This window comes from Flavihumibacter profundi (assembly GCF_020076305.1).
In the GTDB taxonomy this organism is placed as follows: domain Bacteria; phylum Bacteroidota; class Bacteroidia; order Chitinophagales; family Chitinophagaceae; genus Flavihumibacter; species Flavihumibacter profundi.
This window is the reverse complement of record NZ_JAIQXE010000003.1, coordinates 701,576-728,268: the sequence shown is the minus strand read 5'-3', so window position 1 is coordinate 728,268 and position 26,693 is coordinate 701,576. Positions and strand designations below refer to the sequence as shown.

23 protein-coding genes are annotated in these 26,693 nt (G+C 43.4%); 16 read left to right on the top strand and 7 right to left on the bottom strand.

The features are described from left to right. Window positions 1-3 precede the first annotated feature (3 nt). The 4 genes from LAQ65_RS17780 to LAQ65_RS17765 form a co-directional block, all read right to left on the bottom strand. The gene (locus LAQ65_RS17780; RefSeq protein ID WP_224118353.1) at window positions 4-1,224 is read right to left on the bottom strand and encodes an ABC transporter permease; all 1,221 of its coding nucleotides are present in this window, start codon (window positions 1,222-1,224) and stop codon (window positions 4-6) included. After that, window positions 1,221-1,976 carry an outer membrane lipoprotein-sorting protein gene (locus tag LAQ65_RS17775; RefSeq protein ID WP_224118352.1) on the bottom strand — a complete coding sequence of 252 codons (756 nt, stop codon included), beginning with the start codon at window positions 1,974-1,976 and terminating at the stop codon, window positions 1,221-1,223. The genes LAQ65_RS17780 and LAQ65_RS17775 overlap by 4 nt, the downstream gene beginning before the upstream one ends. 75 nt (window positions 1,977-2,051) lie before the next feature. Then, the gene (locus tag LAQ65_RS17770) at window positions 2,052-2,708 is read right to left on the bottom strand and encodes a hypothetical protein (RefSeq protein WP_224118351.1); all 657 of its coding nucleotides are present in this window, start codon (window positions 2,706-2,708) and stop codon (window positions 2,052-2,054) included. Between the two features lie 158 nt (window positions 2,709-2,866). Beyond that, entirely contained in the window at window positions 2,867-3,730 is an 864-nt protein-coding gene (locus tag LAQ65_RS17765) for a phosphoribosylglycinamide formyltransferase (protein WP_224118350.1), read from the bottom strand. A gap of 201 nt (window positions 3,731-3,931) precedes the next feature. Here LAQ65_RS17765 and LAQ65_RS17760 point away from each other — a divergent pair, with 201 nt between their 5' ends. From LAQ65_RS17760 to LAQ65_RS17695, 14 genes are all read left to right on the top strand, one after another. Beyond that, window positions 3,932-5,188, top strand: a complete 1,257-nt coding sequence (locus tag LAQ65_RS17760) for a c-type cytochrome (protein WP_224118349.1) — start codon at window positions 3,932-3,934, stop codon at window positions 5,186-5,188. A 106-nt stretch (window positions 5,189-5,294) separates the two neighbouring features. After that, window positions 5,295-8,438 (top strand): TAT-variant-translocated molybdopterin oxidoreductase, encoded by a 3,144-nt coding sequence (locus LAQ65_RS17755; protein WP_224118348.1) that lies wholly within the window; start codon window positions 5,295-5,297, stop codon window positions 8,436-8,438. A 120-nt stretch (window positions 8,439-8,558) separates the two neighbouring features. Next, complete coding sequence (gene nrfD, locus LAQ65_RS17750) at window positions 8,559-10,004, top strand: NrfD/PsrC family molybdoenzyme membrane anchor subunit (protein ID WP_224118347.1); 1,446 nt, start codon at window positions 8,559-8,561, stop codon at window positions 10,002-10,004. A gap of 72 nt (window positions 10,005-10,076) precedes the next feature. Next, window positions 10,077-10,673: a DUF3341 domain-containing protein gene (locus LAQ65_RS17745; protein WP_224118346.1), complete on the top strand. Its 597-nt coding sequence runs from the start codon at window positions 10,077-10,079 to the stop codon at window positions 10,671-10,673. Between the two features lie 35 nt (window positions 10,674-10,708). Then, complete coding sequence (locus LAQ65_RS17740) at window positions 10,709-11,341, top strand: c-type cytochrome (protein ID WP_224118345.1); 633 nt, start codon at window positions 10,709-10,711, stop codon at window positions 11,339-11,341. 41 nt (window positions 11,342-11,382) lie between these two features. Then, on the top strand, window positions 11,383-12,600 hold the full coding sequence (locus LAQ65_RS17735; RefSeq protein WP_224118344.1) for a quinol:cytochrome C oxidoreductase: 1,218 nt from the start codon (window positions 11,383-11,385) through the stop codon (window positions 12,598-12,600). 75 nt (window positions 12,601-12,675) lie between these two features. Continuing rightward, window positions 12,676-13,734, top strand: coding sequence for a cytochrome c oxidase subunit II (locus tag LAQ65_RS17730; protein ID WP_224118343.1), 1,059 nt, complete (start codon window positions 12,676-12,678; stop codon window positions 13,732-13,734). 50 nt (window positions 13,735-13,784) lie between these two features. Beyond that, a complete protein-coding gene (locus LAQ65_RS17725) occupies window positions 13,785-15,608 on the top strand; it encodes a cytochrome c oxidase subunit I (protein WP_224118342.1) in 1,824 nt (607 codons plus the stop codon). Between the two features lie 115 nt (window positions 15,609-15,723). Then, window positions 15,724-16,626 (top strand): heme o synthase, encoded by a 903-nt coding sequence (cyoE, locus tag LAQ65_RS17720; RefSeq protein ID WP_224118341.1) that lies wholly within the window; start codon window positions 15,724-15,726, stop codon window positions 16,624-16,626. 28 nt (window positions 16,627-16,654) lie between these two features. Further along, on the top strand, window positions 16,655-17,224 hold the full coding sequence (locus tag LAQ65_RS17715) for a cytochrome c oxidase subunit 3 (protein WP_224118340.1): 570 nt from the start codon (window positions 16,655-16,657) through the stop codon (window positions 17,222-17,224). A gap of 51 nt (window positions 17,225-17,275) precedes the next feature. Beyond that, entirely contained in the window at window positions 17,276-17,947 is a 672-nt protein-coding gene (locus tag LAQ65_RS17710; RefSeq protein ID WP_224118339.1) for a cytochrome c oxidase subunit 3, read from the top strand. Window positions 17,948-17,967: 20 nt separating this feature from the next. Further along, window positions 17,968-18,414, top strand: a complete 447-nt coding sequence (locus LAQ65_RS17705; protein WP_224118338.1) for a cytochrome C oxidase subunit IV family protein — start codon at window positions 17,968-17,970, stop codon at window positions 18,412-18,414. Window positions 18,415-18,542: 128 nt separating this feature from the next. Further along, the gene (locus tag LAQ65_RS17700; RefSeq protein ID WP_224118337.1) at window positions 18,543-19,262 is read left to right on the top strand and encodes an SCO family protein; all 720 of its coding nucleotides are present in this window, start codon (window positions 18,543-18,545) and stop codon (window positions 19,260-19,262) included. Between the two features lie 10 nt (window positions 19,263-19,272). Beyond that, window positions 19,273-19,821, top strand: coding sequence for a DUF420 domain-containing protein (locus LAQ65_RS17695; RefSeq protein WP_224118336.1), 549 nt, complete (start codon window positions 19,273-19,275; stop codon window positions 19,819-19,821). 7 nt (window positions 19,822-19,828) lie between these two features. Here LAQ65_RS17695 and LAQ65_RS17690 read toward each other — a convergent pair whose 3' ends face one another. The 3 genes from LAQ65_RS17690 to LAQ65_RS17680 form a co-directional block, all read right to left on the bottom strand. After that, window positions 19,829-21,190: a 3-keto-disaccharide hydrolase gene (locus LAQ65_RS17690; RefSeq protein ID WP_224118335.1), complete on the bottom strand. Its 1,362-nt coding sequence runs from the start codon at window positions 21,188-21,190 to the stop codon at window positions 19,829-19,831. A 34-nt stretch (window positions 21,191-21,224) separates the two neighbouring features. Continuing rightward, entirely contained in the window at window positions 21,225-22,547 is a 1,323-nt protein-coding gene (locus tag LAQ65_RS17685; protein ID WP_224118334.1) for a Gfo/Idh/MocA family protein, read from the bottom strand. Between the two features lie 107 nt (window positions 22,548-22,654). Further along, window positions 22,655-23,335, bottom strand: coding sequence for an arylesterase (locus LAQ65_RS17680; protein ID WP_224118333.1), 681 nt, complete (start codon window positions 23,333-23,335; stop codon window positions 22,655-22,657). Between the two features lie 35 nt (window positions 23,336-23,370). Between LAQ65_RS17680 and LAQ65_RS17675 the strand changes: the two genes are divergently transcribed. After that, window positions 23,371-24,075, top strand: a complete 705-nt coding sequence (locus LAQ65_RS17675; protein WP_224118332.1) for an ABC transporter ATP-binding protein — start codon at window positions 23,371-23,373, stop codon at window positions 24,073-24,075. Then, window positions 24,072-26,624 (top strand): ABC transporter permease, encoded by a 2,553-nt coding sequence (locus LAQ65_RS17670; RefSeq protein ID WP_224118331.1) that lies wholly within the window; start codon window positions 24,072-24,074, stop codon window positions 26,622-26,624. The genes LAQ65_RS17675 and LAQ65_RS17670 overlap by 4 nt, the downstream gene beginning before the upstream one ends. Window positions 26,625-26,693 lie beyond the last annotated feature (69 nt).

Genomic DNA, 26,693 nt, shown 5'->3' with positions numbered 1-26,693 from the left:
CGTTTAACTTCTTAGTGCGCTCATTAAATTCATTCGAAGGATCTTATAAACAGGATAAATACCAATCAATAAGGTGATCAGCAATACTACCCTTGCCTGTGAAAAGAAAACTACCGGGGCTGTTGAAACAGCAATTATTGGTTCAAAACCATAACTCTCATATATAATCCTTACTTCCCCGGTCAATTGTATAGGGTGTTCGGATAGGTAGAAGGTAATAGGCAGGCTGGCAAGGGTTCCTGATATAACACCTATTAAGGTTATAAAAACAGTTTCAAGGAAAACGATGAAGGCAAGTTGGCGTTTCTTCATCCCGATAGCAGTCATGATACCGAATTCGTGTTGCCGTTCTGCCATCATCATCAGCACAGTACTGAATATGCCAAAACTGATCACCAGGTATAAAACAAGTATGGTGATTTTATGTCCGCTGCCATCTGCCTGTATCATCTGATCAAGGTCAGGCATCAGTTCTTTCCAATCCATCACTTCATAGGCTGTAGGATCTATATTCCGCAGCAGTTCCTTTTTCACCGATGCCAACTTTTTTGCATCGCTGATCATCACTGCCCATGAGCTGATATGGTTGTCCAGGCTGAGCAGCCCTGAAGCGGTGGCTAATGGCATATAGACCATCACCTTGTCCAGTTCCGGCGATGGCAAGCTGACAATACCCAAAACCTTGTAGAGCCCATTGGCGCTGGATGCATGATATCCCTGGCTGAGCAGGATAATGGTATCGCCAACAGATAGCCGAAGTTTACGTGCCACACCTTTACCGATCATCACGCCGTTATCAGTTGAGCGAAGGTATTTTCCATTCTTAACTTTAGTCTTGAGATTGGTGATGTTATCTTCTTTTTCGGGGTCAATACCCAGCAGCATGACACCAGCGGTATTTTCCCCGGTAGAAGCTAGCGCGAAATTTTCGATGCGGGGCACAACAGCTGTGATGTTTTCTACGCCGGATAATTTTTTGGCAAGGGCGGTATCAGCTGTAAAGACATTCTCAATATTTTTTTCTTCCCAGTAGCCTTTTTTGTGCACCTGTAGGTAACCTGAGGAAAATGCGACTATATTATGGATCATTTTGCCGTACACGCCTTCCAGCATGGACCACATTATGGTGGCAAGGATAACGGCGAAGAAGATGGATGCTACCGTGATCAAGGTCCTCCGGGTATTTCGCCAGATATTCCGCCATGCTAAGCGTAAATAGATCATTGTACTTTCTTCATGTTTTCTACGGTGAAGAAATTGTCTGGTATGGGTTGGTCGAACTGGACTTCCTTGTACACCATGATGGTCTTCTGTCCCTTTTTATTTATCGGGGTGATCTCTATCCGGGTTGGCAGCAAACGCCCCCCGAGTGTTTTTATATCATTCCCTGTCATCAGGTTTATGAGCGCATTGTTGTCATCATAGTATTCTGCTTTCAATTCCAGGTAATCTTTCTTGTCGATCCAGGCTATGATCTTACCCCAGACAACAGCAGCCTGCGGCTTAGGGTCAAGCTGGATCTTGTAGCAATTCCTGTCGCCAATGGTTTCTTCCCCAATCAACTTATGTGTGTAGTCTTCCAGAATGGAGAATTCCCTCACCAGGTCGTCATTCGTGAAATCTGTTCCCATCCAGCTTTGGCTCATCATACTGGGCGGGAGTTTGATGTTCCGTTCAATGGTGGGGATCCAGTTCCATACTTCTTTCTGTCGTTTTAGGTAAACGGTTCCCTTATCTTTTACCGGGGACTCAATACGGATCATGGCCAGTTGGGTTCCTTTTGACCAGGTGCGGGCCTCCATTTCACGATTCCAGGAAGAGCGTATGATCCTGATTGTTAGCCAGGCATAAGAAGTATTCCCACGCATCTTCAGGTCGGCTTTGCGAATTATTTCGGTAGCTGACTCTTGTTGAGGGGAAGCAATTGGCCTTACCCAGGTAAAGCCAAAAAGTAGCAATACTGGAAATAAGTTCATTATAACAAATTCCGAAAGTATACGCAGATTAAACAGAAGCCTGATCAATAAAAAAGTTGATATTAATCAGGTAAATCAATATTCTTCTTCCTTTTTACCGTAAATTTTACCACCCAGGTTTTTGATCCGTTTGTATTGTTCTCCGGCTCTTTTCATGTAGTCGAGCAGTTCGTATTCTGTGGCAATCTGCACATATTCATAAGGCGGTGAATAATACCGCATAAATGTATCAATATCTGGCCCGGTTAACCCGGTTACTTTCCTGACTTTGGCGCGCGAAAACTTATTTTCCACATATTTTTCCTGCTCTTCCAGTACCAGCCTGTCGCGGAATGCGGCCATGCTCCTGTTTCTACGGAAACGAAATGCATTGATCAGCTGGTCCAGGTCGAGACCAACCCCAAAACTTCCTGATCCGGGAGGTGAACTGGAAATACCGAGGCCTGGTTTTTGAAAATCAAAAGCCTTGGCATAGTCAAGCCTGTTTTGAATGGAATCGCGTTTATAATTTCTGGGTGTAACCCTTACTTCTTTAAGTGTGGTGACATTTACATGAAGGGAAACATCGAATTGGTATACCGCAGGGATGCTGGTAACAGCGTATTTTGGTGTAGGCTTTCCCAGGTAAGAAAAATACAAGGAATCATCTTCAGATACCACAATACTGTAATGTCCCATGGAATCAGTAACAGTTCCCCGGCCATTGGAACTTAAGACGCTAACGTTGCTCAAAGGGAAAGTCCGGTTTTTTTCAAAAACGGTGCCGGTTATCCGAACCTGTGAAAAGGCTGGAAAGCAGGTAAGCACCAAAAAAATCAATATGAAAAAAGTTAAGCAACGCATACAGGGTTACAACGGTACAACCAATTCCTGAATCGGGGAACAGGGATTTATTTTTTAACTTCTTGTGACAGAATCGTTTGTTCAATAACTGGTGCAAAATGGCGGTGCTCGAGGGCATGGATTTTCTGGGCAAGGCTTTCCGGTGTATCATATGCTGTAACAGGACAGGTAGCCTGGAATATTGTTCCACCATGGTCATATTGTTCATCAACATAATGAATGGAAATACCACTTTCTGTTTCTTTCGCAGCAATAACCGCTTCATGAACAAATTGTCCATACATTCCCTTCCCGCCATATTTGGGCAATAAGGCTGGATGAATATTGATGATACGAAAAGGGTAAGCCGAGATCAGGGCAGTGGGAATTTTCCAAAGGAATCCGGCCAGTACGATAAAATCAATCTTATTTTTTTTTAAATAGGGAACATATGCGTCGCCCCTGAAAAAGGCCTCTTTTTCAATAATAAGGGTGGGAATATGGTGTAATTCAGCTTTTTCAAGCACTCCGGCGGTTGCTTTATTACTAACCACCAGGGAAATCCTGATTTTTGGGTGGTTTTCGAAATACTCCATGATTTTTTTGGCATTGGAACCAGTACCCGAGGCGAAAATTGCCACCCGAATGCAACCATTTTTCCCCTTCAGCCGCGCCAGGATGCGGTTAATGTATTTCCGGAAGAAAGAAAACTGTCCAAAAGGGATACTCACCAATAATACCATTATTGGCCAAACCAGGGTAACTAATATAATATATATTATAGTCCAGAGAACCGGTTGTTCTACGGGCAGGGAACGTAACAGGTTTCGGGCAGCTATTCCTGTAAGGCTACCTCCTATAGCGAAGGTGGCAATAATGAGCAATAACTGCATGCCGCCTACCTTCCATTTATGCTGCAACTTTTCAAACATGCCGCAAACTAACAGAAATGTTTGAACAAAATTGTTTACAAATAGTACAAATAATTCATTTGAACAATTGCACAATTCGCTGAAATGCAAGCCCTATGCAGTCAAAAAAAAAATCCCGATGTTGATATTTTGTCAATATCGTGTCATATTTTTGCCACCGAATCGCCACATTTTAACATTACCAACAGACATTTCCAGCTTATGAGTCACTATAGATCGATTACAAAGCAATTAGTAATCAGTATCCTTCTCCTCACTGTTGTTTGTTTTGATCAGCAAATATTCGCTCAAGACGGCAAAGCCTTGTTCCAGCAGAACTGTGCTTCCTGTCATGCAGTTAATAAAGATCTGACCGGACCGGCATTGGCGGGAGTTGAGGAACGCGTAACGGATAAAAAGCTTTTGCATGCATGGATTCGCAATAATCAGGCGGTTTTAGCTACTGGTAACAAGTACTTTACCGATTTGTATACCAAGTACAATAAAACACCGATGAACGTGTTCCCCAACCTGACCGATGGGGAAATTGACGCCATTCTGGGTTATATTAACATCCAGGCAAAGGCGGCTACTGCGGGCCCTGGAGCTGAGGGAGGTAAAGTTGCAGCGAAAGAAACAGCCACAGACAATTCACTTCTTTTCGGGATCCTGACGCTGATCCTGGCGATCATAGTACTTACTTTATTGCAGGTAAATGCGAACCTGAAGAAGCTGAGCGATGAAAAAGAAGGTATCCCTTCTTATGAGCCGGTTCCTTTCTGGAGAAATAAAGCCTATATCGCCCTGTTCGCGGTGGTTTTATTTGTTGTTGGCGGATATTATACAATCCAGGGCGCTATTGGACTGGGTCGCAGTAAAGACTACCAGCCAGAGCAACCGATTTATTATTCCCATAAAGTACATGCGGGCGTTAACCAGGTAAACTGCCTCTATTGCCACGGTGGCGCACAGGATGGTAAGCACGCAAATATTCCTTCCCTGAATATTTGTATGAACTGCCACATGGCTATTAATGAATACTCTGAAAAGTCAGAAAAACTGTATCGCGAGGATGGAACAGAGGTTAATGGTACCAATGAAATTAAAAAGCTGTATTCTTACACTGGCTGGGATCCTGCCCAGAAGAAATATGCCAATGAACCTAAGCCAATTGAATGGGTAAAAATCCATAACCTTCCTGACCATGTTTTTTTCAGTCATGCACAGCACGTTAAAGCGGGTAAAGTTGCTTGCCAGACCTGTCATGGTGAAGTACAGAACATGGGTGAGGTTTACCAGTTTTCAGACCTGAGCATGGGTTGGTGTGTTAACTGCCACAGGGAAACCAAAGTGCAGTTTACTCAGAATAATTTTTACAGCATTTACGAAAAGTTTCATAATGACCTTAAAAATGGCACTCTGGACAGCGTAACCGTAGAAAAAATCGGTGGTACAGAATGTCAAAAATGTCACTATTAATAAACACAAGTATTCCGTTGGGAATCAACGTGTTTCGCTATAAGAAGATCACTACAAACCAATTTTCATAACCAAAAAATCAGAGCCCCTTCCGGGGTTTGGGTATATGGAGCAAAAAAAGTACTGGCAAAGTTTCGGTGAGTTAAATAACTCAGAAGCCCATCAAAAGAACGCAAAGGATGAATTCAAGGAGGAGTTGCCGTTTGAGAATTTTGATGCCCAAGGTTTAACTGATGCTAAAACACCGCGGAGAGATTTTCTTAAATATGTGGGTTTCAGCACAGCTGCCGCTGCAATTGCCGCCAGTTGCGAAATCCCGGTTAAGAAAGCGATTCCCTTTATTAACCGTCCTGCTGATGTTATTCCGGGAGTTTCCGATTACTACGCTACGACTTATATCTCAGGAGGTGATGCCATTCCGGTTATTGCCAAAGTAAGGGATGGTCGCCCTATTAAAATAGAAGGTAATGAGTTGTCTACCTGGACAAAAGGTGGTACTACATCGCAGGTGCAGGCTTCTGTACTTGACCTTTACGATACGGCCCGTTTACGTTACCCTATAGCGAATGGAAAGGAAGTGAGCACTTTCGATGCATTCGATAAAATGGTTGCTGATGCTTTAAATGGACTGGGAGGTGCACCGGTTGTTTTGTTAACAAGCACGGTCAACTCCCCATCCTCAAAACAATTAATCGGTGAATTCCTGGCAAAATACCCTGGAAGCCGACATGTACAATACGATGGGATTTCTTATTCCGGCCTGTTGCTCGCCAATGAAGCTACACATGGTAAAAGGGCTATCCCGTCTTTCCAGTTTGATGCGGCGAAAGTTATTGTGAGCCTTGGTGCTGATTTCCTAGGAACCTGGTTAAATCCGGTTGAATTTCAGCGCGGTTATACCAAAGGCCGTAAAATCAACCAGGCCAATCCAACCATGAGCAAGCATTATCAGTTTGAGTCCATGCTCAGTATGACAGGCGCGAATGCTGATGAAAGGTTTACCCATCGCCCTTCTGAAACAGGTTCAGTTGCTGCGGCCTTACTGGCTGCAGTTAGTGGTCAGGGAGTAACTGGTGTAAATGGAGAAAAACTGAAAAAAGGTATCGATAAAGCGGCAAAGGACCTGCTGGCACATAAAGGACAAGCACTTGTAGTATGTGGAAGCAATGATGTGAATATTCAGATCATAGTAAGTGCTATTAACGAAGCCATCGGAGCAAACGGAACGACCATTAACTGGGCAGTTCCATTGCAAAACAAGGCAGCTATTGATGCCGATATGGTTAAACTTACGGACGACCTGAATGCAGGATCTGTTGGTGCCCTGATTATTTATGATGCCAATCCCGCCTATGATTATTACGACGCTGAGAAGTTCAAGGCCGGATTGAAAAAAGTCCGTGTATCAATTTCTTTCAATGAGAAACTTGATGAAACCACTGAGCTCTGCAAATATGTACTTCCTGCCAACAATTACCTCGAAAGCTGGGGTGATGCTGAGCATAAAGCGGGTTATGTAAGTTTGCTTCAGCCCACTATTGCACCCTTGTTTAAAACCCGCCAATGGCAGGATACCCTATTGAAATGGACGGGGAATGCTACAGTTTATGCAGATTACCTGAAGAATTTCTGGATTGCCAAATTGGGTAGTAATGATAACTACCTGAAAGCATTGCAGGATGGTGTTATTGAGTCAACTGTAACAGTTATGGGCTCGCCCGTTTTCAACGGTGCTGTTGTTAGCGCTGCGGTTGCGGCTGCAACAAGCGGCAAGAAAGGTGGCAAGGTAGAGTTGGTATTGTACCAGAAAGCTTCTATCGCTGATGGACGGCATGCCAATAATCCCTGGTTGCAGGAAATGCCTGATCCGATCACTCGTGCCACCTGGGACAATTATGTAATGATGGCCCCGGCAATGGGTAAGGAACTTTTTGGTATTGATCTTACAAATAATACCCAGTCTGACCAGTACGAAGCCTTCCCTGATAAGCCTGTTGTAAAAATTAAGGTTGGCAATAAAGGAGAAATTGAATTACCGGTATTGTTAATACCAGGTATGCAACCTGAAACAATAGCTATAGCTGTTGGTTATGGCCGGAGCGAGCATATTGGAAGGGCGGCTGTTGGAGTTGGTAAGAATGTATACCAGCTTGCCTCTTTTAACGGAAATACAGTGATCAATTATGCTGATGTTACTGTTGAAAAGTCAGAAACCAAATATAAAATTGCAACTACCCAAACGCACAGTTCTTATGAAGGACGGCATGAAGTAGTAAAAGAACTCACCCTTACTGAACTCATTAAGAATCCGACAAGGATTTTAAATGAAAGAGAAGAAGAGTTGAAACCATGGGGAGGCCTTGAAAACTACGCCAAGGATGGTACCATTTATCCGGTGTATGACAGACCCGGCATCAAATGGGGCATGAGCATTGATATGAACAGCTGTTATGGATGCGGCGCCTGCGTTGTAGCCTGTACAGCTGAGAATAACGTTTCAGTTGTAGGTAAGCCTGAAGTATTGCGTGCACACGACATGCACTGGTTGCGGATTGACCGTTACTTTACGGGTGATATTAATGATCCGGAAAGTATTCAAACCGTTTTCCAGCCTATGCTTTGTCAGCATTGCGACAATGCACCATGTGAAAACGTTTGTCCGGTTGCAGCAACCAATCACAGTAGTGAAGGGTTGAACCAGATGACCTATAACCGTTGTATCGGAACCAGGTATTGTGCAAATAACTGTCCATATAAGGTACGCCGCTTTAACTGGGCTGATTATACAGGGGCAGACAGCTTTAAGGGCAACCAGGATGAGATGAATGATGTGGTAATGATGATGAATGATGACCTTACCCGCATGGTATTGAATCCTGATGTAACTGTGCGCAGCCGTGGTGTGATTGAGAAATGTTCATTCTGCGTGCAGCGCCTGCAGGAAGGAAAACTGAAAGCAAAGAAAGAAGGTCGTCCATTGGAAGACAGTGATGCAAGGACAGCCTGCCAGCAAGCATGTTCGGCTGATGCAATTGTTTTCGGAAACGTGAACAACAGCAAGAGTGCGATTGCAAAGGAGCGGACTGAGAATAAGAACAGGTTATTCTATGCGCTGGAGCAGATTCACGTACTGCCCAATGTGAACTACCTGGCTAAAGTAAGGAACACAGATAAGTTAAGTGGTCATGAAGAAGGTGGCGAAGCTCCGAAGGAGTTGAAAGAACCTGCTGAACATGAAACTACAAAGTAAATGCCTGGATTTGAAGTTGCAGAAACGGACTGCATTCAATCCTGTTAACTATAAAGAACAGACGAAGTTTAAAACCAACAGTGAAAGGGATAAAACCCGGTCACAAAATGCTTATACGATATGGCATCATTAAGATACGAATCGCAAGTAAGGCAACCTCTGGTAGTGGGCGAAAAGACATACCACCAGGTTACTGAAGACATTGTGCGCCCCATTGAAGCAAAGCCTTCAAAACTTTGGAAGATCGGCTTTACTGTCTCAGTAATGTTTTTATTGTTCGGGGTATATTCTGTATACCGTGAAGTTGTTTACGGTATCGGGGAGTGGAACCTGAATAAGACGATCGGCTGGGGTTGGGATATAACCAACTTCGTTTGGTGGGTAGGTATTGGTCACGCGGGAACCCTTATTTCGGCAATCCTCCTGTTGTTCCGCCAGGGATGGCGTACAGGGGTAAACCGGGCAGCAGAAGCGATGACAATATTCGCAGTAATGTGTGCGGGCCAGTTTCCCATTTTCCACATGGGTCGGGTATGGATGGCATTCTTCGTATTGCCTTATCCAAACAGTCGCGGACCATTATGGGTGAATTTCAGTTCCCCTTTGTTATGGGACGTTTTTGCGATCTCTACATATTTCACCGTATCCCTGTTGTTCTGGTATTCTGGATTGTTACCGGATCTTGCAACTGTGCGTGACCGTGCAAAAGAAAAATGGCGCAAACGCATGTACGGTGTTCTTGCATTTGGCTGGAGCGGTTCGACGAAGCACTGGCAGCGCCACGAGGCCCTGTCACTGGTTTTGGCTGGTTTAAGTACCCCACTGGTACTTTCAGTACACACTATTGTATCTTTTGACTTCGCAACTTCAGTAATTCCAGGTTGGCATACAACCATCTTCCCACCCTATTTTGTTGCAGGTGCGATCTTCTCGGGTTTTGCGATGGTGCAGACCCTGCTGATCATAACAAGGAAGGTGCTGGATCTGGAAGATTATATCACTATGGAGCATATTGAAGTGATGAATAAGGTAATTGTACTCACAGGATCGATTGTGGGTATAGCATACATTACGGAATTGTTTATTTCCTGGTATGGTCAGAACCCATATGAAGCTGCAGCTTTCCGTAACCGTTGGGATCTCAGCACTCCTTATGGCTGGGCTTACTGGCTCATGATGAGCTGTAACGTAATAGCACCACAATTCTTCTGGTTCAGGAAATTGAGAAGGAACCTGTTGTTCACATTCTTCATGAGTATCATTGTAAACGTAGGTATGTGGTTCGAGCGTTTTGTGATCATTGTAACCTCTATTTACAGGGATTATGTTCCAAGTAGCTGGAGTACCTATTATGCACCAACAGTCTGGGAAGTTGGCTTTTATATGGGAACATTTGGCTTGTTCTTTACCTGCTTTTTCCTGTTTTCCAAATTCTTCCCGGTAATTGCAATTGCGGAGATCAAGCATATCCTTAAGAAGAATGGGGAAAGTTTTAAAGAAAACATGGATGAAGAGGAAAAAGATACTGTGGAGCATTTTGCTCACGAACATGCGCACGCGCATTAACAGGTGTGCATGATAAACGGTGAATAGAGAATGGTGAGGGAGCTATTTTAACAACAAACGAATTTTAAAGACATGGCAATAAAGAAATTTGTAGTCGGTAGTTTTGATGATGAAAAGGTTTTATTCCCGGCGGTGAAAAAAGTTCGCAAAGCCGGGTATAAGATTCATGATGTATACACGCCTTTTCCAATCCATGGACTGGATGCAGTGATGGGGCTCAGGGATACCAGCCTGCATACTGCGGGATTCATTTATGGTATTACAGGTACAACAACTGCATTAACCTTTATGAGCTGGGTATTCAATAAAGACTGGCCGTTAAACATTGGTGGTAAACCACATTTTCCATTGCCAGCATTTATCCCGATTACTTTCGAATTAACTGTATTATTTTCCGCAGTGGGGATGGTTTTGACGTTTTGCTATATCTGCCAGCTGGCACCCTTTGTGAAAAAACACCATTTTCATGCCAGGGCGACAGATGACCTTTTTATCATGGTTCTGGAATGCACCAGCAAAACGAATGAGGAGGAAGCAAAAAACTTTTTAGCGGCTGCAGGAGCCAAAGAAATTAATGTCCAGGTTGCTGAAGCAGACTGGTGGCTGGGACGCTATGATAAAGAAGACGAACTTTATGCAAAAGGAACAACAGAAGTTGCACACTCCTGAGACCAAAACATCATAACGGAAAATAGTTTAGAATAATGAAGAATTTATCAATTATAGCGGTTTGTATCGGTGCTGTAGCGATAGCAGCCTGCAGTGATGTAAAACGCACACCAGGTACGATTTATATGCCCGATATGGCCTACAGCAGGGCTGTTGAAACTTATAGCGATCACAGGGAATTGCAGGCAGAAGGCATTAATTATACTGCTCGTCCTGTTGTTGGTACTGTTAGCCGTGGCGAAGATGTGATTTATAAAATGCTTGCAGATACAACAGGAGGTTATTTAAAATCAGACCAACTGCATAATCCGCTGGCACCATTGGATTCCGCTACAGCGGTAGAAGCAGAGCGTCTTTACCTGATTAACTGTGGTATTTGCCACGGGCCAAAACTAGATGGCAATGGTCCACTATACAAGGGTGGCGACGGGCCTTATCCTGTTAAGCCTGCCACACTTGTAGGAGATGCTAAATACGAAGCAATGGCGGAAGGAACCATGTTTTACTCCATTACTTATGGCAGGAACATGATGGGATCTTATGCATCACAGGTTTCACCGAAGCAGCGCTGGATGATAATTCATTATATAAAGTCGAAGCAAAATGCAGGTAAGGCAACAGCTGGCACCGCTGCAGCCCCAACTGATTCAACGGCTGCAAAAAAATAAGTGAGCGACAACCAATTTGACCAAACGAAAAATTTTTGAGAATGTCTTTCAGAGAACAATTTGAAATACCGGCTAAATACAAAATGTGGTCGATGATATTGATGGGGGTTGGATTGGTTTCCATCCTAGCTGGCTACTTTATGTATGGTACTGGAGATGAACACCACGAAGCCCGTTTTTGGGGTACGCTATTGTATAACAGTGTATTCTTCCTGTTGGTAGTAAATGCTTCGATGTTCTTTATCTGTGCAACTACTATGGCTATGGGTGGCTGGCAGATGGCATTTCGCCGCGTTTCTGAAGCTATTTCATTCGCAGTTATCCCCATTGGCATCATTTCAGGAGTAATATTGCTGGCACTGGTATTTGGCCATCAACACCACATATATCACTGGCTAACTCCGGGAGATGATAAAATCCTTTTAGGTAAAGCCGGATTTTTAAATCCAACATTCTTCATAGTCTGGACCAGTTTAAGTATAATCCTGTGGATTGCTCTGGGTGCTAAAATGAGAAGTATTAGTAAGGAACTTGACTCTTCTGGCCCTTTGTCTGTGGAGGAGGGGAAAAAATACATTTTTAAAAATACCATCTGGGCCTCGTTATTCCTGGTTTGGTTTGGATTAACCGTAATGTCAACTGTTCCCTGGTTGTGGCTGATGAGCATTGACGCACACTGGTATAGTACTATGTACAGCTGGTATACGTTTGCTTCAACTTTTGTTGCAGGAATAGCATTAATCACGTTATTTGTGATTTACCTCAAAAACCAGGGATATCTTGAACTGGTTAATGATGAACACTTGCATGACCTCGGAAAATTCATGTTTGCCTTTTCTATATTTTGGACATATTTATGGTTCAGCCAGTATATGCTGATATGGTATGCCAACATTCCGGAGGAAACAGTTTATTTCAAGCACCGTGTCCAGGGTCCATACCGTGGTATATTCTTTCTGAACCTGATCGTTAACTTCCTTGCACCTTTGCTTATTCTCATGAGAAGAAGCAGTAAACGCAACTATACATTACTGGTTTTTATGTCAGTATTGATCATTTGTGGCCACTGGCTGGATTTTTACCAGATGGTTATTGCCAGTATTTCAAAAGATCATGTTGAGTTTAATTTCTTTGATTTCGGGGTTGCTGCAGGGTTTGTAGGCCTGATTATGTGGAGCACAGGAATTGCATTAGGCAAGCGTTCCCTGTTAGCAAAAAACCACCCTTTCTTCAAAGAAAGTATTATACACCATACTTAAAAAAGGTAGAAACTTTAAACAAAAGCTGACCAAATAAGCATTCATTCAAAACTTTGTATAAACACGGTATAAAACATGTCAACTTTATTAATCATTGCGATCCTGTTGTTGGGTTTTATCGTGGTCTTTCAGATCGCAAAAGCCAGCGAGTATGTATCGGTGTTGAAGGGCGAGAAGAAAACCTTTGAACAGAATAACCGTATCAATGGTTTCCTGCTGCTGGCCTTCATGATCCTTGGATTGATCGGGGTATACTGGTGTAATGAGCTCTTCAAAGGCAGAATCCTTGGCGAAGCAGCATCAGACCATGGTGAAAAGATCGATACGATGCTCTACATCACTATTGCACTTACAGGTGTTGTATTCGTTATCACGCAGATCCTTTTATTTTACTTTGCTTTCAAATACCAGCACTCTGAAAAGCGAAAAGCTTATTATTTCCCACATGATAACAGGCTGGAAGTACTCTGGACTGTTGTTCCAGCCATTGCATTGACAATTTTGGTGGGCTTTGGCTTGTTCTACTGGTTCAAAATTACTGGCGATCCACCAAAAGATGCTACTGTAGTAGAAGTTACCGGAAAACAGTTCGGATGGGTTTTCAGGTATCCGGGTAAAGACAAGGTATTTGGAAAGAAATACTATAAGAATATTGATGAAGGTAAATCTAACCAGCTTGGCCTGATCTGGGATGACCAGGCAGCGCACGATGATGTAGTAACTAACGAAGCCCTTTACCTGGTAGTTAACAAGCCCGTGAAGATCATTATCAATAGTCGCGATGTGGTGCATGATCTTGGCCTGGTACATTTCCGGATGAAAATGGATGCAGTTCCGGGAACGCCTACTACAATGTGGTTTACACCAAAGTTTACTACTGCTGAAATGAAAGAAAAAACAGGTAATCCTGATTTTGAATATGAGATTTCCTGTGACCAGATGTGTGGAAAAGGGCATTATTCAATGAAGGGTATAGTTAAAGTAGTATCTGCAGCTGAATATGCATTATGGCTGGCAAAGCAAAAGCCTAACTATGTTATGGTTTTCCCCGATAAGGATCCGGCAGCGAAGCCGGCAGTAACGGATAGCACCGCAACTGCAGCAGTTGACAATAAAAAATCATTATCTAATTAGCGCGTACCTCCTGGGGTTGGATTTGACCCGGGGTTTATAAACAGATTCACATGAGCAACGAAGCAACTTTGTACGGACATTCAGAGGTGGTAACAACGCACGATGTTCATCATGATGAGCATCATGGGCATCACCACAAGGAAACATTTATTACAAAATATGTTTTCAGCCAGGATCATAAAATGATTGCCAAGCAATTCCTTCTAACGGGTATTATTTGGGCTATTATCGGCGGCCTGTTTTCAGTGTTGTTCCGTTTACAGCTGGGTTATCCCGACCAGACTTTCCCGATCCTGGAAGAGTTGTTGGGTAAGTGGGCTGCAGGTGGAAAAATCCAACCTGAATTCTATTACGCCCTGGTTACTATGCATGGAACTGTATTGGTTTTCTTTGTATTGACGGCAGGCCTAAGTGGTACTTTTGCCAACTTCCTGATTCCACTTCAGATAGGTGCACGTGATATGGCATCTCCATTTATGAATATGCTGAGCTACTGGTTTTTCTTCCTTGCCAGTATCATCATGGTTTCTTCTCTTTTTGTTCAAACCGGACCAGCGTCTGGTGGCTGGACCTCTTATCCTCCGTTAAGTGCTTTAGGTGATGCTTCAGAAGGCTCCAAGGCTGGAATGGATCTCTGGCTGGTTGCAATGGCAATGTTTGTTGTATCAACATTGCTGGGAGGCTTGAACTACGTTTCAACTATTCTGAACATGCGCACGAAGGGAATGAGCATGACGCGTTTACCGCTAACTATTTGGGCGCTGTTCTTTACTGCTGTCCTTGGTATTCTTTCTTTCCCTGTATTGTTCTCTGGTTTTATTTTGTTGCTGTTCGACCGTCATGCAGGTACAAGTTTTTACCTGTCAGATATCTTCCTGGCATCTACACAGAAAGCACTGCCCAATGAAGGAGGAAGCGCTATTCTTTACCAGCACTTATTCTGGTTCCTGGGTCACCCTGAAGTTTATATCATCTTGCTGCCTGCCATGGGAATGGCATCGGAAATATTGAGCACCAATTCCCGTAAGCCCATCTTCGGATATATGGCCATGATTGCTTCTTTATTCGCAATTACCGTTCTGGCATTCCTGGTTTGGGCACACCATATGTTTGTAACCGGATTGAATCCGTTCCTCGGATCATTCTTTGTATTACTAACCCTGTTGATTGCAGTGCCATCTGCGATCAAGGTATTTAACTGGCTTACAACTATCTGGCGTGGAAATTTGCGGTTCACACCGGGTATGCTCTTTGCCCTTGGTTTTGTAAGCTTGTTTATTTCTGGTGGTTTAACCGGAATCTTTCTGGGAAACTCAACTTTGGATATTCACTTACATGATACCTATTTTGTTGTAGCACACTTCCATATTGTAATGGGTGTGGCTTCTTTCTTCGGAATGTTTGCCGGTATTTACCATTGGTTCCCCAAAATGTATGGCCGGTACCTGAATAATACCCTGGCATTTATCCATTTCTGGATTACACTTGTTGGTGCCTACCTGATTTTCTGGCCAATGCACTATGAAGGACTGGCTGGTATGCCCCGCCGTTACCTCGACTTTAGCGGATGGGCTTCTTTCAACCAGTTTGGTGGATTGAACCGGTTTATTTCTATAGTGACCATGATCGTGTTTGCGGTTCAACTTTTATTTGTGTTCAATTTCTTCTATTCCATGTTTAAAGGAAGAAGAGTTACCAGCCAGAACCCATGGGGATCAAATACTCTGGAATGGACAACTCAAATCAATCCGGGTCACGGTAACTGGGAAGGTGAAATACCCGAAGTACATCGTTGGGCATACGATTACGGTAAAGATGGCCGTGATTTTATTTCGCAAACTGAACCGGTTGGTGCTGATGAAAGCAAACATTAAAAACGTTCTTTATCCGGGAATAAAATAAATCATTATAAAATGCCCTGATACCGATTGGCTTATCGGAACATCGGGGCCTTTTTTTAAAAGATCAGAAATTTGTTTAATATTTTACATGCAGCACAATGATCAGGTTCAACCAGTAAATACCCGTTCAATAGGTACAAGGTTGCGTGATTATATGCTACTGGTAAAGTTCTCTTTGACAATTATGGTGGTGTTTTCGGCGGTAGTTAGCTACCTGCTGGCTCCAAAGGTGGTCGACTATGACGTCGTTATGATCTGCATTTTGTTTTTGGCTGGTTTCCTTGTAACCGGAAGTGCCAATACAATAAACCAGATTGTGGAGAAAGATACCGATGCATTGATGAAACGAACCTCAAAAAGACCTGTGGCCTCTGGTCGTATGACACCAACAGAGGGTTGGATTTTTGCAGTGGTTTGTGGCATAGCAGGCATATTCCTGATGGGGTTTTATTTTAACTTATTGTCTGCTGCCTTATCCCTGTTCAGTCTTTTTTTGTATGCGTTCATATATACACCGCTGAAAAAGGTGAATTCAATTTCAGTATTGGTGGGTGCATTTCCCGGAGCTTTGCCCTGCCTTATTGGATACGCTGCAGGAAATGACGTGATCGATTTTGGTGGTTGGGCCATATTTGGGATACAGTTTTTTTGGCAATTTCCCCATTTTTGGGCGATTGCCTGGATTGCACACAAGGATTATGAAACTGCTGGTTTCAAATTGTTGCCTTCAGAAAAAGGGCCAACAAAATATTCAGCCGTGCAATCGATCATTTATTCGGTACTGCTGATTCCGGTTGGGGTATTGCCTTATTTCGCAGGTCTTACCGGATGGCTGAGCCTGATGATTATTTTGGCCGCGAACCTGGCAATGATCTATCTGAGTATCCGTTTATACCGTGATATGGAAGTGAAAGCGGCCAGGAAAGTGATGTTTGGAAGTTATATATACCTGCTTGTGGTGTTTTTTGCATTGCTGGCAGATAAATTATAGTAGCTGAGAATTTAGCATTTTAGTGCGTATGAGCAGAGATATAGTTATGGATCAGAGAAAAAGAATACACCCCACAAAGTTTACATTATGGGTGGCTATCGGTAGCATCATTATGATGTTTGCCGGTTTGACCAGCGCCTATATTGTAAAGAGGAGCCAACCCAATTGGTCAACTTTTGAAATGCCGGTAATTTTCTGGTATTCAACGGGTGTAATCCTTTCCAGTAGCCTGACCATACAAATGTCGTTAAGGGCGTTTAAACAAAGAGAGCGTGTTAAATACAGGACATTTATTACTGTAACGGCTCTCCTGGGAATGGCTTTCGTAATTATGCAGTGGATCGGTTTTTCACAGATCTGGCAATCGGGAGTAACATTCGCCGGTGCAGGCGGCGGGCAGTTTTTGTACATTATTGCCGGTTTACATGCTTTTCACGTAATTGGTGGTATAATTGCGCTGATCATTATGTTTTTTAATGCATTCAGTACCCGTTTCAGGAATTATAATGCTGTTCCTGTAGAGGTAATGAGTACTTACTGGCATTTTGTAGACGCATTATGGATCTATTTGTTGGTATTTTTTATGTTGTTGCAATAACTTAATATTCCTATTATCCAATTAAATTTGCGAATCAATTAAACACAGAACATGGCACAAGCAGTTCCTGCAGAACAAAAATGGTGGAGTGGCGGAAAAAGCCCCTTCAATCTGGAATATGGCAAATTGATGATGTGGTATTTCCTGATGAGTGATGCCTTCACTTTTGGTGCTTTCCTGATCTCTTATGGTACCATTCGTTTTGCCAGTAATGGATGGCCCGACCCTAATAAAGTATTTCAATCGTTCCCTGGTTTGGGCTCAGGATACCCCCTTGCTTTTGTAAGTTTAATGACTTTTATCCTTATCATCAGTTCCGTTACTATGGTGCTTGCTGTACAGGCTGGTCACGCCATGGATAAAAAAGCTGTGGTCAGAAACCTGATCCTGACTATTATTGGCGGGTTGGCCTTCTTAAGCTGCCAGGCCTGGGAATGGACACATTTACACCATGAAGGTGCCTGGTGGGGAAGTAACCCCTTCCTGAATGCAGATGGGACAAAAGCTTCTACAAATTTTACCAATTTCTTTTTTACGATAACGGGTTTTCATGGATTCCACGTTTTCAGCGGTGTGATCATTAATATTATCATGCTGATCATGACCCTGAATGATGTATTTGAACGCAAAGGGCATTACCTGATGATTGAAAAGGCTGGTTTGTACTGGCACTTTGTAGACCTGGTATGGGTATTTGTATTCACTTGTTTTTACCTTATTTAACCAAACTAGAAATGCATTTTATGGAGAATATTCAAGAAATAACACATCACCATAGTTTTGACAGGGAAGCCGGTAAAAAAGAAGTTATCCGTGTAACAGTAATACTTACTGTGTTTACACTGATTGAACTTGCACTGGGATTCTGGCTAATGGGTATTGAAGCCCAATTTATGCGCCACCTCATCAAAGGTGTTATCTGTATTTTAATGCTTGCCAAAGCCTTTTATATTGTTGGCTATTTCATGCACCTGAAGCATGAGTTACGGAACATGATTATGACAATAGTGGTTCCTTTGTTACTATTTTTCTGGTTTATCATCGCCTTCCTCGCAGACGGAAATTCCTACAAAAACCTGAAAAATAAATACGATCCTTACCATCTGGAGCAAAGCAAAACGAAAGTGGAAGCACCAGCCCACGAAGGCGGCGAACACCCTGATGCTAAAAAAGAAGGCAGCAAAGAATAATTCTTTTTTCAGACATCTTTAAGATGTTTGATTCCAATAGATGTAAAACATCCTCTTAACGGAACTGAACCATCGTATATTTGCGGTGGTTTTTTTATATTAAATAAAACAGGAATAATCGGCTTAAAGTGAATAGAAAAGCATTACTTGGACTTTGTATCGCGCTGCTTCTTCCGCTGGTTTGCTATTGGATTGTTAAATCCTATAGTGAAGGTGCCGTAAATATGCCCCGCAGGTATTATGTTGATACAGTTTTAACTAAGGTAGTAGATGGCAAAGAAGAAACTGATACAGTATGGCACAAAGTGGGGAACTTCAAACTCACCAATCAATTAGGCAATTCCGTATCACTGGATGATCTCAAAGGAAAGGTCATAGTTGCCGATTTCTTTTTTACCCATTGTCCTTCAATTTGCCCTACGCTTACACGGAATATGAAACGAATCCAGGATGCTTTAAAATTGAAAGACAGAACCAGCCTGGACGATACTACTTTCGTGCAATTTCTTTCTTTCACTGTTGACCCTGAACGCGATTCTGCAGTTCAACTGAAAAAATACGCTGATCGTTTCGGGGTTAATCATGATGTATGGTGGATGCTTACCGGAGATAAAAAGACGATCTATGACTTTGCACTGAATGAAGTGAAATTGGGATTGGTTGACGGAGAAGGCGTTGATACAAATTTCATACATACGCAGAAAATGGTACTGATTGATAAAGACAGGATTGTCAGGGGTTATTATGATGGGCTCGACAGTATGGCGATGGCGGAACTTGGCGGCGATATTGTGAAAATCATGCTGGAGAAGGACAAAAAGAAAAAACGGAATTTCTTCAGGAAATAAATCAGGAGATATGTTGGAAGCAATGATCAAAAAAAACGACAAACTGGCTAGGGTGCTTATTGGCGTAGTTTCGTTTGTAGTGTTTGCGGCAGTGGTCTTCCTATCAAGGGTAAAAATTACTGCAGATCTTGGTTTTGATGTGCATGTATTTGCAAAAATCAATGCTGTTATCAATTCAATGGTTAGTGTATTGCTGCTGGCCGGTTTAATTGCTGTTAAGCAAGGAAAACTGGCTGTGCATCGGAATATTATGATAACTGCAATTATTTTATCTGCAATATTCCTGGTATCCTACATATGCCATCATTTATTTGCAGGTGATACAAAATTTGGTGGCACAGGATTAATAAGGCCAATTTATTTTTTCATACTGGTAACCCATATTTTACTTGCTGCGATTATTCTTCCCTTTATCCTTTTTACAGCATATCGCGCCCTGGTTGCGGAGTTTCCCCAACATAAGAAGCTGGCCCGCATTACCTGGCCTATCTGGTTTTATGTTGCTACTACCGGCGTGATTGTTTACCTGCTGATCAGTCCATATTATTCTGCAGGTTAATCCCGGATTATAATTCCCGGATTTTGATACTCCTGAAATCAACTGCGTTACCATGGTCCTGCAATAAGATCCTGCCTTTTTCAGCCATACCGAAATTGGGCCAGTTGGCATATTTGCTTCGCGCCACCAGTGCATAAAAAATAGGTGTACCCCGCTTGTATTCAACGACTTTGTAACCATTGAGAAAATGTTCGATCCGGTTGTCGGGATATACCCTGACCATGCCCCGGTTCCATTCGCCGATATCTTTTTTTGCCGCATTCAATTTAAGTGAAGGGATCAGGTCATACAGTGAAGCCATTGTGCGGTTACCAACAACACCCAGTTTTGCATCAGGGTGTTTATCATCATCCAGTATCTGGTATTCCAGGCCAATTGCAGAGCCGGTATTTTGTTCCTGTTCTGTAACAAAATATTTCACACCACTATTAGCCCCGTCAGTCAGCCGGAATTCAAACTGAAGTTCAAATGCAGCAAACATTTCATTGGTTACTATATCACCACCATTAACGGATTCACCACCGTCAAATGGCATTACCCGTAAGAGACCATTTTCGATTATCCAGCCCTTTTCCGGAAATTTATCTTTTTTGGCACCACGCCAGCCGTCGGAATTTATACCGTTCCAAAGCAATTTAACCCCGTTCTTTTTTTCTGATTCAGTTAGATTGTTTGGAACAAGATTGGCCACAAAAATTCCCGTTTCCGGAGAAGGCTTTAGGTTAGTCGTTTGAATCCTGATGTTGCGCCACAAAATCTCGTGGCCTGCTTCCTCGGGCTTGCCGATGGAATGCACCTGTAATGCAATAAATCCTTTGGTTTTCAGACTATCCACCAAGTGGGCAGCAGGAACTCCATTGACCCAGGTCCGAATTGTATTGCCGATGCATTCAATACGGTATAGGTTCCATTCGCCATTATGGAATGCTTTTTTGGCTGATTCATTGTACTCAAGGGGATATAGCCAGTTGCGTCTTCCCTCATCGTAAATGCCACCGCTCCAGGCCCGCTCTGATGGATCAATTTCCATTTGGTAACCATGAACTCTGCCATTATTATAGTCAGGTTTGCTTTCACTCCTGAACTGAATCCCGGAATTCATATGAGGATCCACCTTGAATTCAAGCTCAAGGATAAAATCATCATAATTCTTTTCTGTTGCCAGGAATGAATTGGGCTGATTAAAAACGGTTGTGCCCACAATGAAACCATTTTTCACTTCATATTTTGCCTGCCCGTTCAATTGCTTCCAGCCGCTAAGATCCTTCCCGTTGAATAAGCTGATCCAATTTTCTTTTGTTGGCTTCACCTGTGCAGTCAGCAAGATTACCCAACCTGTAAATAACGTTAACAGCGAAATCCTTTTCATTATTTTAATTAATGGGGTTACCCGGTAAATATGGTTATAATTTCATTTCCCATCCTGGCGCATATTCTCGCCTCCATAGTTTCAATGCATCCGCATCATTCAAAATGTGGCCATTGGAAGGGTCACAGTGCAGTGCTCTTCCAGTCCTGTAAGCGATATTACCTAATTGTGGTAATAGCGTTGACCTGAATCCTTCCTGGATGGGTGACACCAATTGTGATTTGCCCCTTATGGCCTCTGCAAAATTTACTAAATGCAGGGAATCCAACTTTTCACCCGCACCCATGGTATTGGTGGTATCGGCTTTTTGTATGGATGTTTTCACCTCCCTGACCAGCTTGTTTTCCTGGTCAAAAATTTTGTAATCATCGCCACCGGGAATAACCATAGTGCCTTTTTCACCATAGAAAATTACCCCCCTGCTGCTTCCCTGTTCTTCAAAAGGATTGCAACTGCGGCTTTCCCATAGCATTGCTTTTTTATCGGGGAATTCAAAGGTAATAGTCTGGGTATCGGGTGTCTCCCAGTCATCATTAAACGCAAATCTGCCACCGGCAGATACTACTTTTGTCGGATAGTTCACTCCCAGTCCCCAGCGCATCACGTCCAGCTCATGGGTGCCATTGTTCAGCGCTTCACCAGTACCCCAATGCCAGAACCAATGCCAGTTATATGGAACAAGGTTATCCATATAATTTTTTCTTGGTGCAGGGCCTTGCCAGAGGTCAAAATCAAGATAGGCTGGCACTGCGGCAGGCTTACCATTTCCAATTGATTTCCGGTTTGCAGCATACCATCCTTTAGCAAAATAGACCCGGCCGATAACACTATTGTGCAACTCATTCATAGCGGCTATAACATTCGGGAAAGACCTGCGCTGGTTACCCATCTGGATCAGCTTTCCGTATTTCTGCTGGCCTGCTACCAGCAATTCGCCTTCAGCCGGATTATGCGAACAGGGTTTTTCCACGTATACATGTTTTCCAGCCTGAAGCGCCATGAGTGTAGCTGGTGCATGCCAATGATCTGGAGTTGCAATTACTATAGCATCCAGGTCCTTTAATTCCAGGAGTTTCCGTACATCTTTGAAGCCTTTTGGCCTTTTACCACTTAGTTTTTCAATCTCTGCAATAGTTTTGGCCAGCACATTATCATCTACATCACAGATATAGGCAACTTCTATATTGGGTAAAACAGCAAACATCCTGGCCAGGTAAAACCCCCTGCTATTCGTACCAACTGCACCTATGATAATTTTTTCATTAGGGCTTTTCGCCAGAGCATTCAATCCGCCGCCAAGTATCAGGCCGGTTCCGGCCAAGGCGGATTGAATCAGGAATTTTCTTCTGTCAAGCATTTGTTAGTGTATTTAATGATAAACTTCCGACCAGTTGCCGAAAAATTCAATTTTGATTCCAGATATTCAAAAAGGTCAATGTATGAATCAGATAAACCAGGCTCCTGTCATCTAATCACAGGTTTTAAATATTCCCACAAATTATTGGCAACGATCTTATGCCCTTCAGGGGTGGGATGTATGCCATCCGACTGGTTCAGTTCTGGGTTACCGCCTACTCCTTCAAGCAGGAAAGGCATCAGAATCATTTTATTCTTTACGCTAAGGTCTTTGTACACCGTTTGGAATTCTGTCGCATAAACCTGGCCCATATTTGGTGGTACCTGCATACCTGCCAGAACGAGTACCACAGCAGGATTTTTTAACTTAACCCTATCAATGATGGCTTGCAGGTTTTTTTGTGTTTGTACCAATGGTATACCCCTCAAGCCATCATTGGCACCCAGTTCCAGTACAAATACATCTACGTTCTGTTTCAGCAGCCAGTCAATTCTGCTCAGACCACCAGAGGATGTTTCGCCACTCAACCCTGCATTAATTACCTTGTAGGGTAATTGTAGTGAATCAATCTTAAGCTGGATGAGGGCTGGGAATGCTTCAGCCTGGTCGACACCATAACCCGCAGTAAGACTGTTACCAAAGAATAAAATAGTTTTGGCGGAGTCTTTTACAGCTCGTGCAATTGTGGTTTTAGTTTCCGCTTTTTTTGATGGTGCTGAAGCATTATTGCCACAAGCCCAAATTGTTATTGCAAAAACAAAAAGATAAATTAAAATGTTTCTTGGCATAATAGGTCAAAATACCTTTAACCAAATATACAATTGTGGAAACAATTCTTAGGGTAGCTCAGTTGAGTAAAAATTACCAGAATGCAGGCAGGACCCTGCATGTATTGTCAGACATCAATTTTGAGGTGATTGCCGGCGAAACCTTAAGTATTGTTGGGCCTTCGGGAAGCGGAAAGACAACTTTGCTGGGTTTGTGCGCCGGCCTTGACCGCGCCAGTACCGGCCTGGTTGAATTAAACCAGATTGCGCTTAACCAGTTAAGTGAAGACCAGCTGGCCCGTATACGTAACCAGTATGTTGGATTTATTTTCCAGAACTTCCAGTTGCTGCCCACCTTAACCGCGCTTGAAAATGTGATGGTACCACTGGAACTCAGGGGAGAAAAAAATATCCGCGAACGGGCACTGAGCCTTCTCGATAAAGTGGGGCTTGCAGATAGGGTTCACCATTATCCATCTCAATTGTCGGGCGGAGAACAACAACGCGTTTCTATTGCCAGGGCATTTTCTAATGACCCCAGGATCCTTTTTGCAGATGAACCTACGGGCAACCTCGATGCTGAGACGAGCGAAATAATAGTAAAACTGCTTTTTGACCTGAACAGGGAAGCCGGAACCACACTGGTGATTGTAACCCACAACCTGGAACTTGCTGCAAAAACGGATCGTATCATTAAACTAAAAGGCGGACATATCATTTCAGATGAAAGAATTGCTCAAAACGAAGACGCCGCCGTATGAAAAGCGAAATCAACAAGTCACCCCTGAAATTTAGCTGGCTACTACAAATGGCCTGGCGCGATAGCCGCAAAAACCGCAGCAGGCTTTTTCTCTTTGTATCCTCTGTCTTATTGGGCATTGCCGCATTGGTAGCGATTTATTCCCTGGGCTTTACCATTGAAAAGGATATAGAAGCCCAGGCAAAAACACTGATCGGCGCTGATCTTGTATTTGACAATAACCGGCCCTTCAGTCCCACTGCTCAGGCATTAATTGATTCTATAGGTGACCGAAAGTCAAGGGAAAGAAGTTTCGCTTCGATGGTGTATTTTATTAAAACCGGCGGAACAAGACTGGCACAGGTCAGGGCGTTAGAGGGCGGCTTTCCTTTTTATGGCAGCATTGAAACAAAGCCAGCCGATGCCGCAAAAAAATTTCAGCAGGCCAGGCAAGCATTAGTGGATAAAACCCTAATGCTGCAATTCCAGGCAAGAGTTGGAGATTCCATCAAGGTGGGGCAACTCAGTTTCATGATCGTTGGAGAAATCAGCAAAGCACCCGGTAAAACAGGTTTTTCGTCAGCTGTGGCACCTGCTGTATGGATCCCCTTGCAATACCTCGATGCAACCGGTTTGTTGCAAAAGGGAAGCCGCATCACTTATACGCAGTATGTTAAATTCGATACGCCCGTAAACATTGAAAAATTGCTGGCCAATATTGAACCCAGGATGGAGGCTGATGGCATTGATGTGGAAACCGTTGCAACCAGAAAGCGAAATACTGCAAGATCTTTTGAGGACCTGAATGATTTTCTGCAACTGGTCAGTTTTATTGCCCTCTTACTGGGATGTATAGGTGTAGCAAGTTCGATCCATATTTATATCCGTGAAAAACTGGCATCTATTTCCATGCTGAAATGTTTAGGTGCTACAAACCGCCAGGCATTCCTGATCTATCTCATTCAAATCGCAGGTATCGGGTTGATTGGTTCCATAATCGGGGCTTTGCTGGGTACGGGAATACAGTTTTTATTACCGGCACTGCTAAAGGACTTCCTGCCCTTTGATATTCATATTCAGGTTTCCTGGAGGGCCATTGGCCAGGGTGTTGCCGTGGGATTGCTTGTGTCGGTTTTATTTGCCCTCCTGCCACTTGTCGCCATCCGGAACATTTCTCCGCTAAATACGCTACGTGTCAGCGAATACCAAAGCAGTTTTTTTCGTGATCCGCTGCAATGGCTGGTAGGATCATTAATCATCCTTTTTATATTTTTCTTCAGCTGGTTACAACTGAACAATTTATTCAAGGCCATGACCTTCACCGTTAGTGTTATCGGGGCTTTCGGATTGCTGGCAGGCGTGGCCATGCTGGTAATGTGGCTTTCACGTAAGTTCTTTCCGTCAACCTGGGGTTATTTGTGGCGCCAGGGATTTGCAAATCTATTCCGTCCCAATAACCAGACGGTGGTCCTGGTGGTTGCTATCGGGCTTGGCACATCATTTATCTGCCTGTTATATTTTGTACAAAATATTCTTACCCGGAAAGTGCAACTATCATCCAGTGGCAACCAGCCCAATATGGTGATCTTTGATATCCAGGAAAGCCAAAAAAGACAGGTGGCAGATCTAACCCAATCCTTCCGGCTGCCAGTTAACCAGGAGGTTCCCATCGTGACGATGCGGATCGAAGAGATCAATGGTATAAATGCAACTATAGCAAGAAAAGATTCAACCCTCGAAATTTCCCCACGGGCTTTTGAGGGCGAGATCAGGGCCACCTACCGTGATACGCTGACTGATTCTGAAAAACTACAGGAAGGCTCATTACAGGCGGCAAATTCAGGCCGCGACAGCATTTTGGTATCACTGGAAAAAGGGTATGCACGCTGGCTTCATGTAAAACTAGGCGACCGGATCATTTTCAATGTACAGGGTGCGCTGGTACATACTACCGTCGGCAGTTTAAGGGATGTGGACTGGAACCGGGTGCAGACCAATTTCAGGGTGGTCTTCCCTTCTGGTGTATTGGAATCTGCGCCAAAATTCTATGTGCTGGTCACAAGGGTACCTTCACCCGAAGTTTCTGCCAAATTCCAACAGGCACTGGTAAATTCTTTCCCGACCGTATCGGTCATTGACCTGGGATTAATCCTGACTGTAGTAGATGATGTTCTTGATAAAATTGGATTTGTGGTTCGTTTTATAGGCGGATTCAGCATTATCACCGGGCTTGTGGTACTAATTGCTTCTATCATAATCAGCAAATATCAGCGAATACGCGAAACGGTCTTATTACGAACCCTTGGTGGTACGGGTAAGCAAATCCTTGCCATTACCGCACTTGAATATTTCTTTCTGGGTTCCCTGGCGGCATTGACAGGCATCCTGCTTGCCGTGGCCGGCGGCTGGGCTCTGGCACGTTTCACTTTTAAAGCAAGCTTTGCGCCAGCACCATTGCCCGTACTGTTTATATTCCTGGGAATTTGCTGCATCACCGTGCTGATCGGCCTCTTCAATAGTCGTGATATTCTGAACCGTCCCCCACTTGAAGTGTTACGGAATGACCTATAAGTTGGCTTCGTATATACCTGATTGTAAGCTGGTTGAAGGATTAGCGTTTAGTAACCGTTGCTATGGATT

Excerpts from the sequence above, each read along its gene's own strand:
- LAQ65_RS17725 (WP_224118342.1), top strand. The coding sequence starts at position 13,785 with ATGAGCAACGAAGCAACTTTGTACGGACATTCAGAGGTGGTAACAACG.
- LAQ65_RS17735 (WP_224118344.1), top strand. The coding sequence starts at position 11,383 with ATGTCTTTCAGAGAACAATTTGAAATACCGGCTAAATACAAAATGTGG.
- LAQ65_RS17715 (WP_224118340.1), top strand. The coding sequence starts at position 16,655 with ATGAGCAGAGATATAGTTATGGATCAGAGAAAAAGAATACACCCCACA.
- LAQ65_RS17705 (WP_224118338.1), top strand. The coding sequence starts at position 17,968 with ATGGAGAATATTCAAGAAATAACACATCACCATAGTTTTGACAGGGAA.
- LAQ65_RS17745 (WP_224118346.1), top strand. The coding sequence starts at position 10,077 with ATGGCAATAAAGAAATTTGTAGTCGGTAGTTTTGATGATGAAAAGGTT.
- LAQ65_RS17760 (WP_224118349.1), top strand. The coding sequence starts at position 3,932 with ATGAGTCACTATAGATCGATTACAAAGCAATTAGTAATCAGTATCCTT.
- LAQ65_RS17690 (WP_224118335.1), bottom strand. The coding sequence starts at position 21,190 with ATGAAAAGGATTTCGCTGTTAACGTTATTTACAGGTTGGGTAATCTTG.
- LAQ65_RS17765 (WP_224118350.1), bottom strand. The coding sequence starts at position 3,730 with ATGTTTGAAAAGTTGCAGCATAAATGGAAGGTAGGCGGCATGCAGTTA.
- LAQ65_RS17680 (WP_224118333.1), bottom strand. The coding sequence starts at position 23,335 with ATGCCAAGAAACATTTTAATTTATCTTTTTGTTTTTGCAATAACAATT.
- LAQ65_RS17710 (WP_224118339.1), top strand. The coding sequence starts at position 17,276 with ATGGCACAAGCAGTTCCTGCAGAACAAAAATGGTGGAGTGGCGGAAAA.
- cyoE (WP_224118341.1), top strand. The coding sequence starts at position 15,724 with ATGCAGCACAATGATCAGGTTCAACCAGTAAATACCCGTTCAATAGGT.
- LAQ65_RS17730 (WP_224118343.1), top strand. The coding sequence starts at position 12,676 with ATGTCAACTTTATTAATCATTGCGATCCTGTTGTTGGGTTTTATCGTG.
- LAQ65_RS17740 (WP_224118345.1), top strand. The coding sequence starts at position 10,709 with ATGAAGAATTTATCAATTATAGCGGTTTGTATCGGTGCTGTAGCGATA.
- LAQ65_RS17780 (WP_224118353.1), bottom strand. The coding sequence starts at position 1,224 with ATGATCTATTTACGCTTAGCATGGCGGAATATCTGGCGAAATACCCGG.
- LAQ65_RS17755 (WP_224118348.1), top strand. The coding sequence starts at position 5,295 with ATGGAGCAAAAAAAGTACTGGCAAAGTTTCGGTGAGTTAAATAACTCA.
- LAQ65_RS17670 (WP_224118331.1), top strand. The coding sequence starts at position 24,072 with ATGAAAAGCGAAATCAACAAGTCACCCCTGAAATTTAGCTGGCTACTA.
- LAQ65_RS17685 (WP_224118334.1), bottom strand. The coding sequence starts at position 22,547 with ATGCTTGACAGAAGAAAATTCCTGATTCAATCCGCCTTGGCCGGAACC.
- nrfD (WP_224118347.1), top strand. The coding sequence starts at position 8,559 with ATGGCATCATTAAGATACGAATCGCAAGTAAGGCAACCTCTGGTAGTG.
- LAQ65_RS17695 (WP_224118336.1), top strand. The coding sequence starts at position 19,273 with ATGTTGGAAGCAATGATCAAAAAAAACGACAAACTGGCTAGGGTGCTT.
- LAQ65_RS17775 (WP_224118352.1), bottom strand. The coding sequence starts at position 1,976 with ATGAACTTATTTCCAGTATTGCTACTTTTTGGCTTTACCTGGGTAAGG.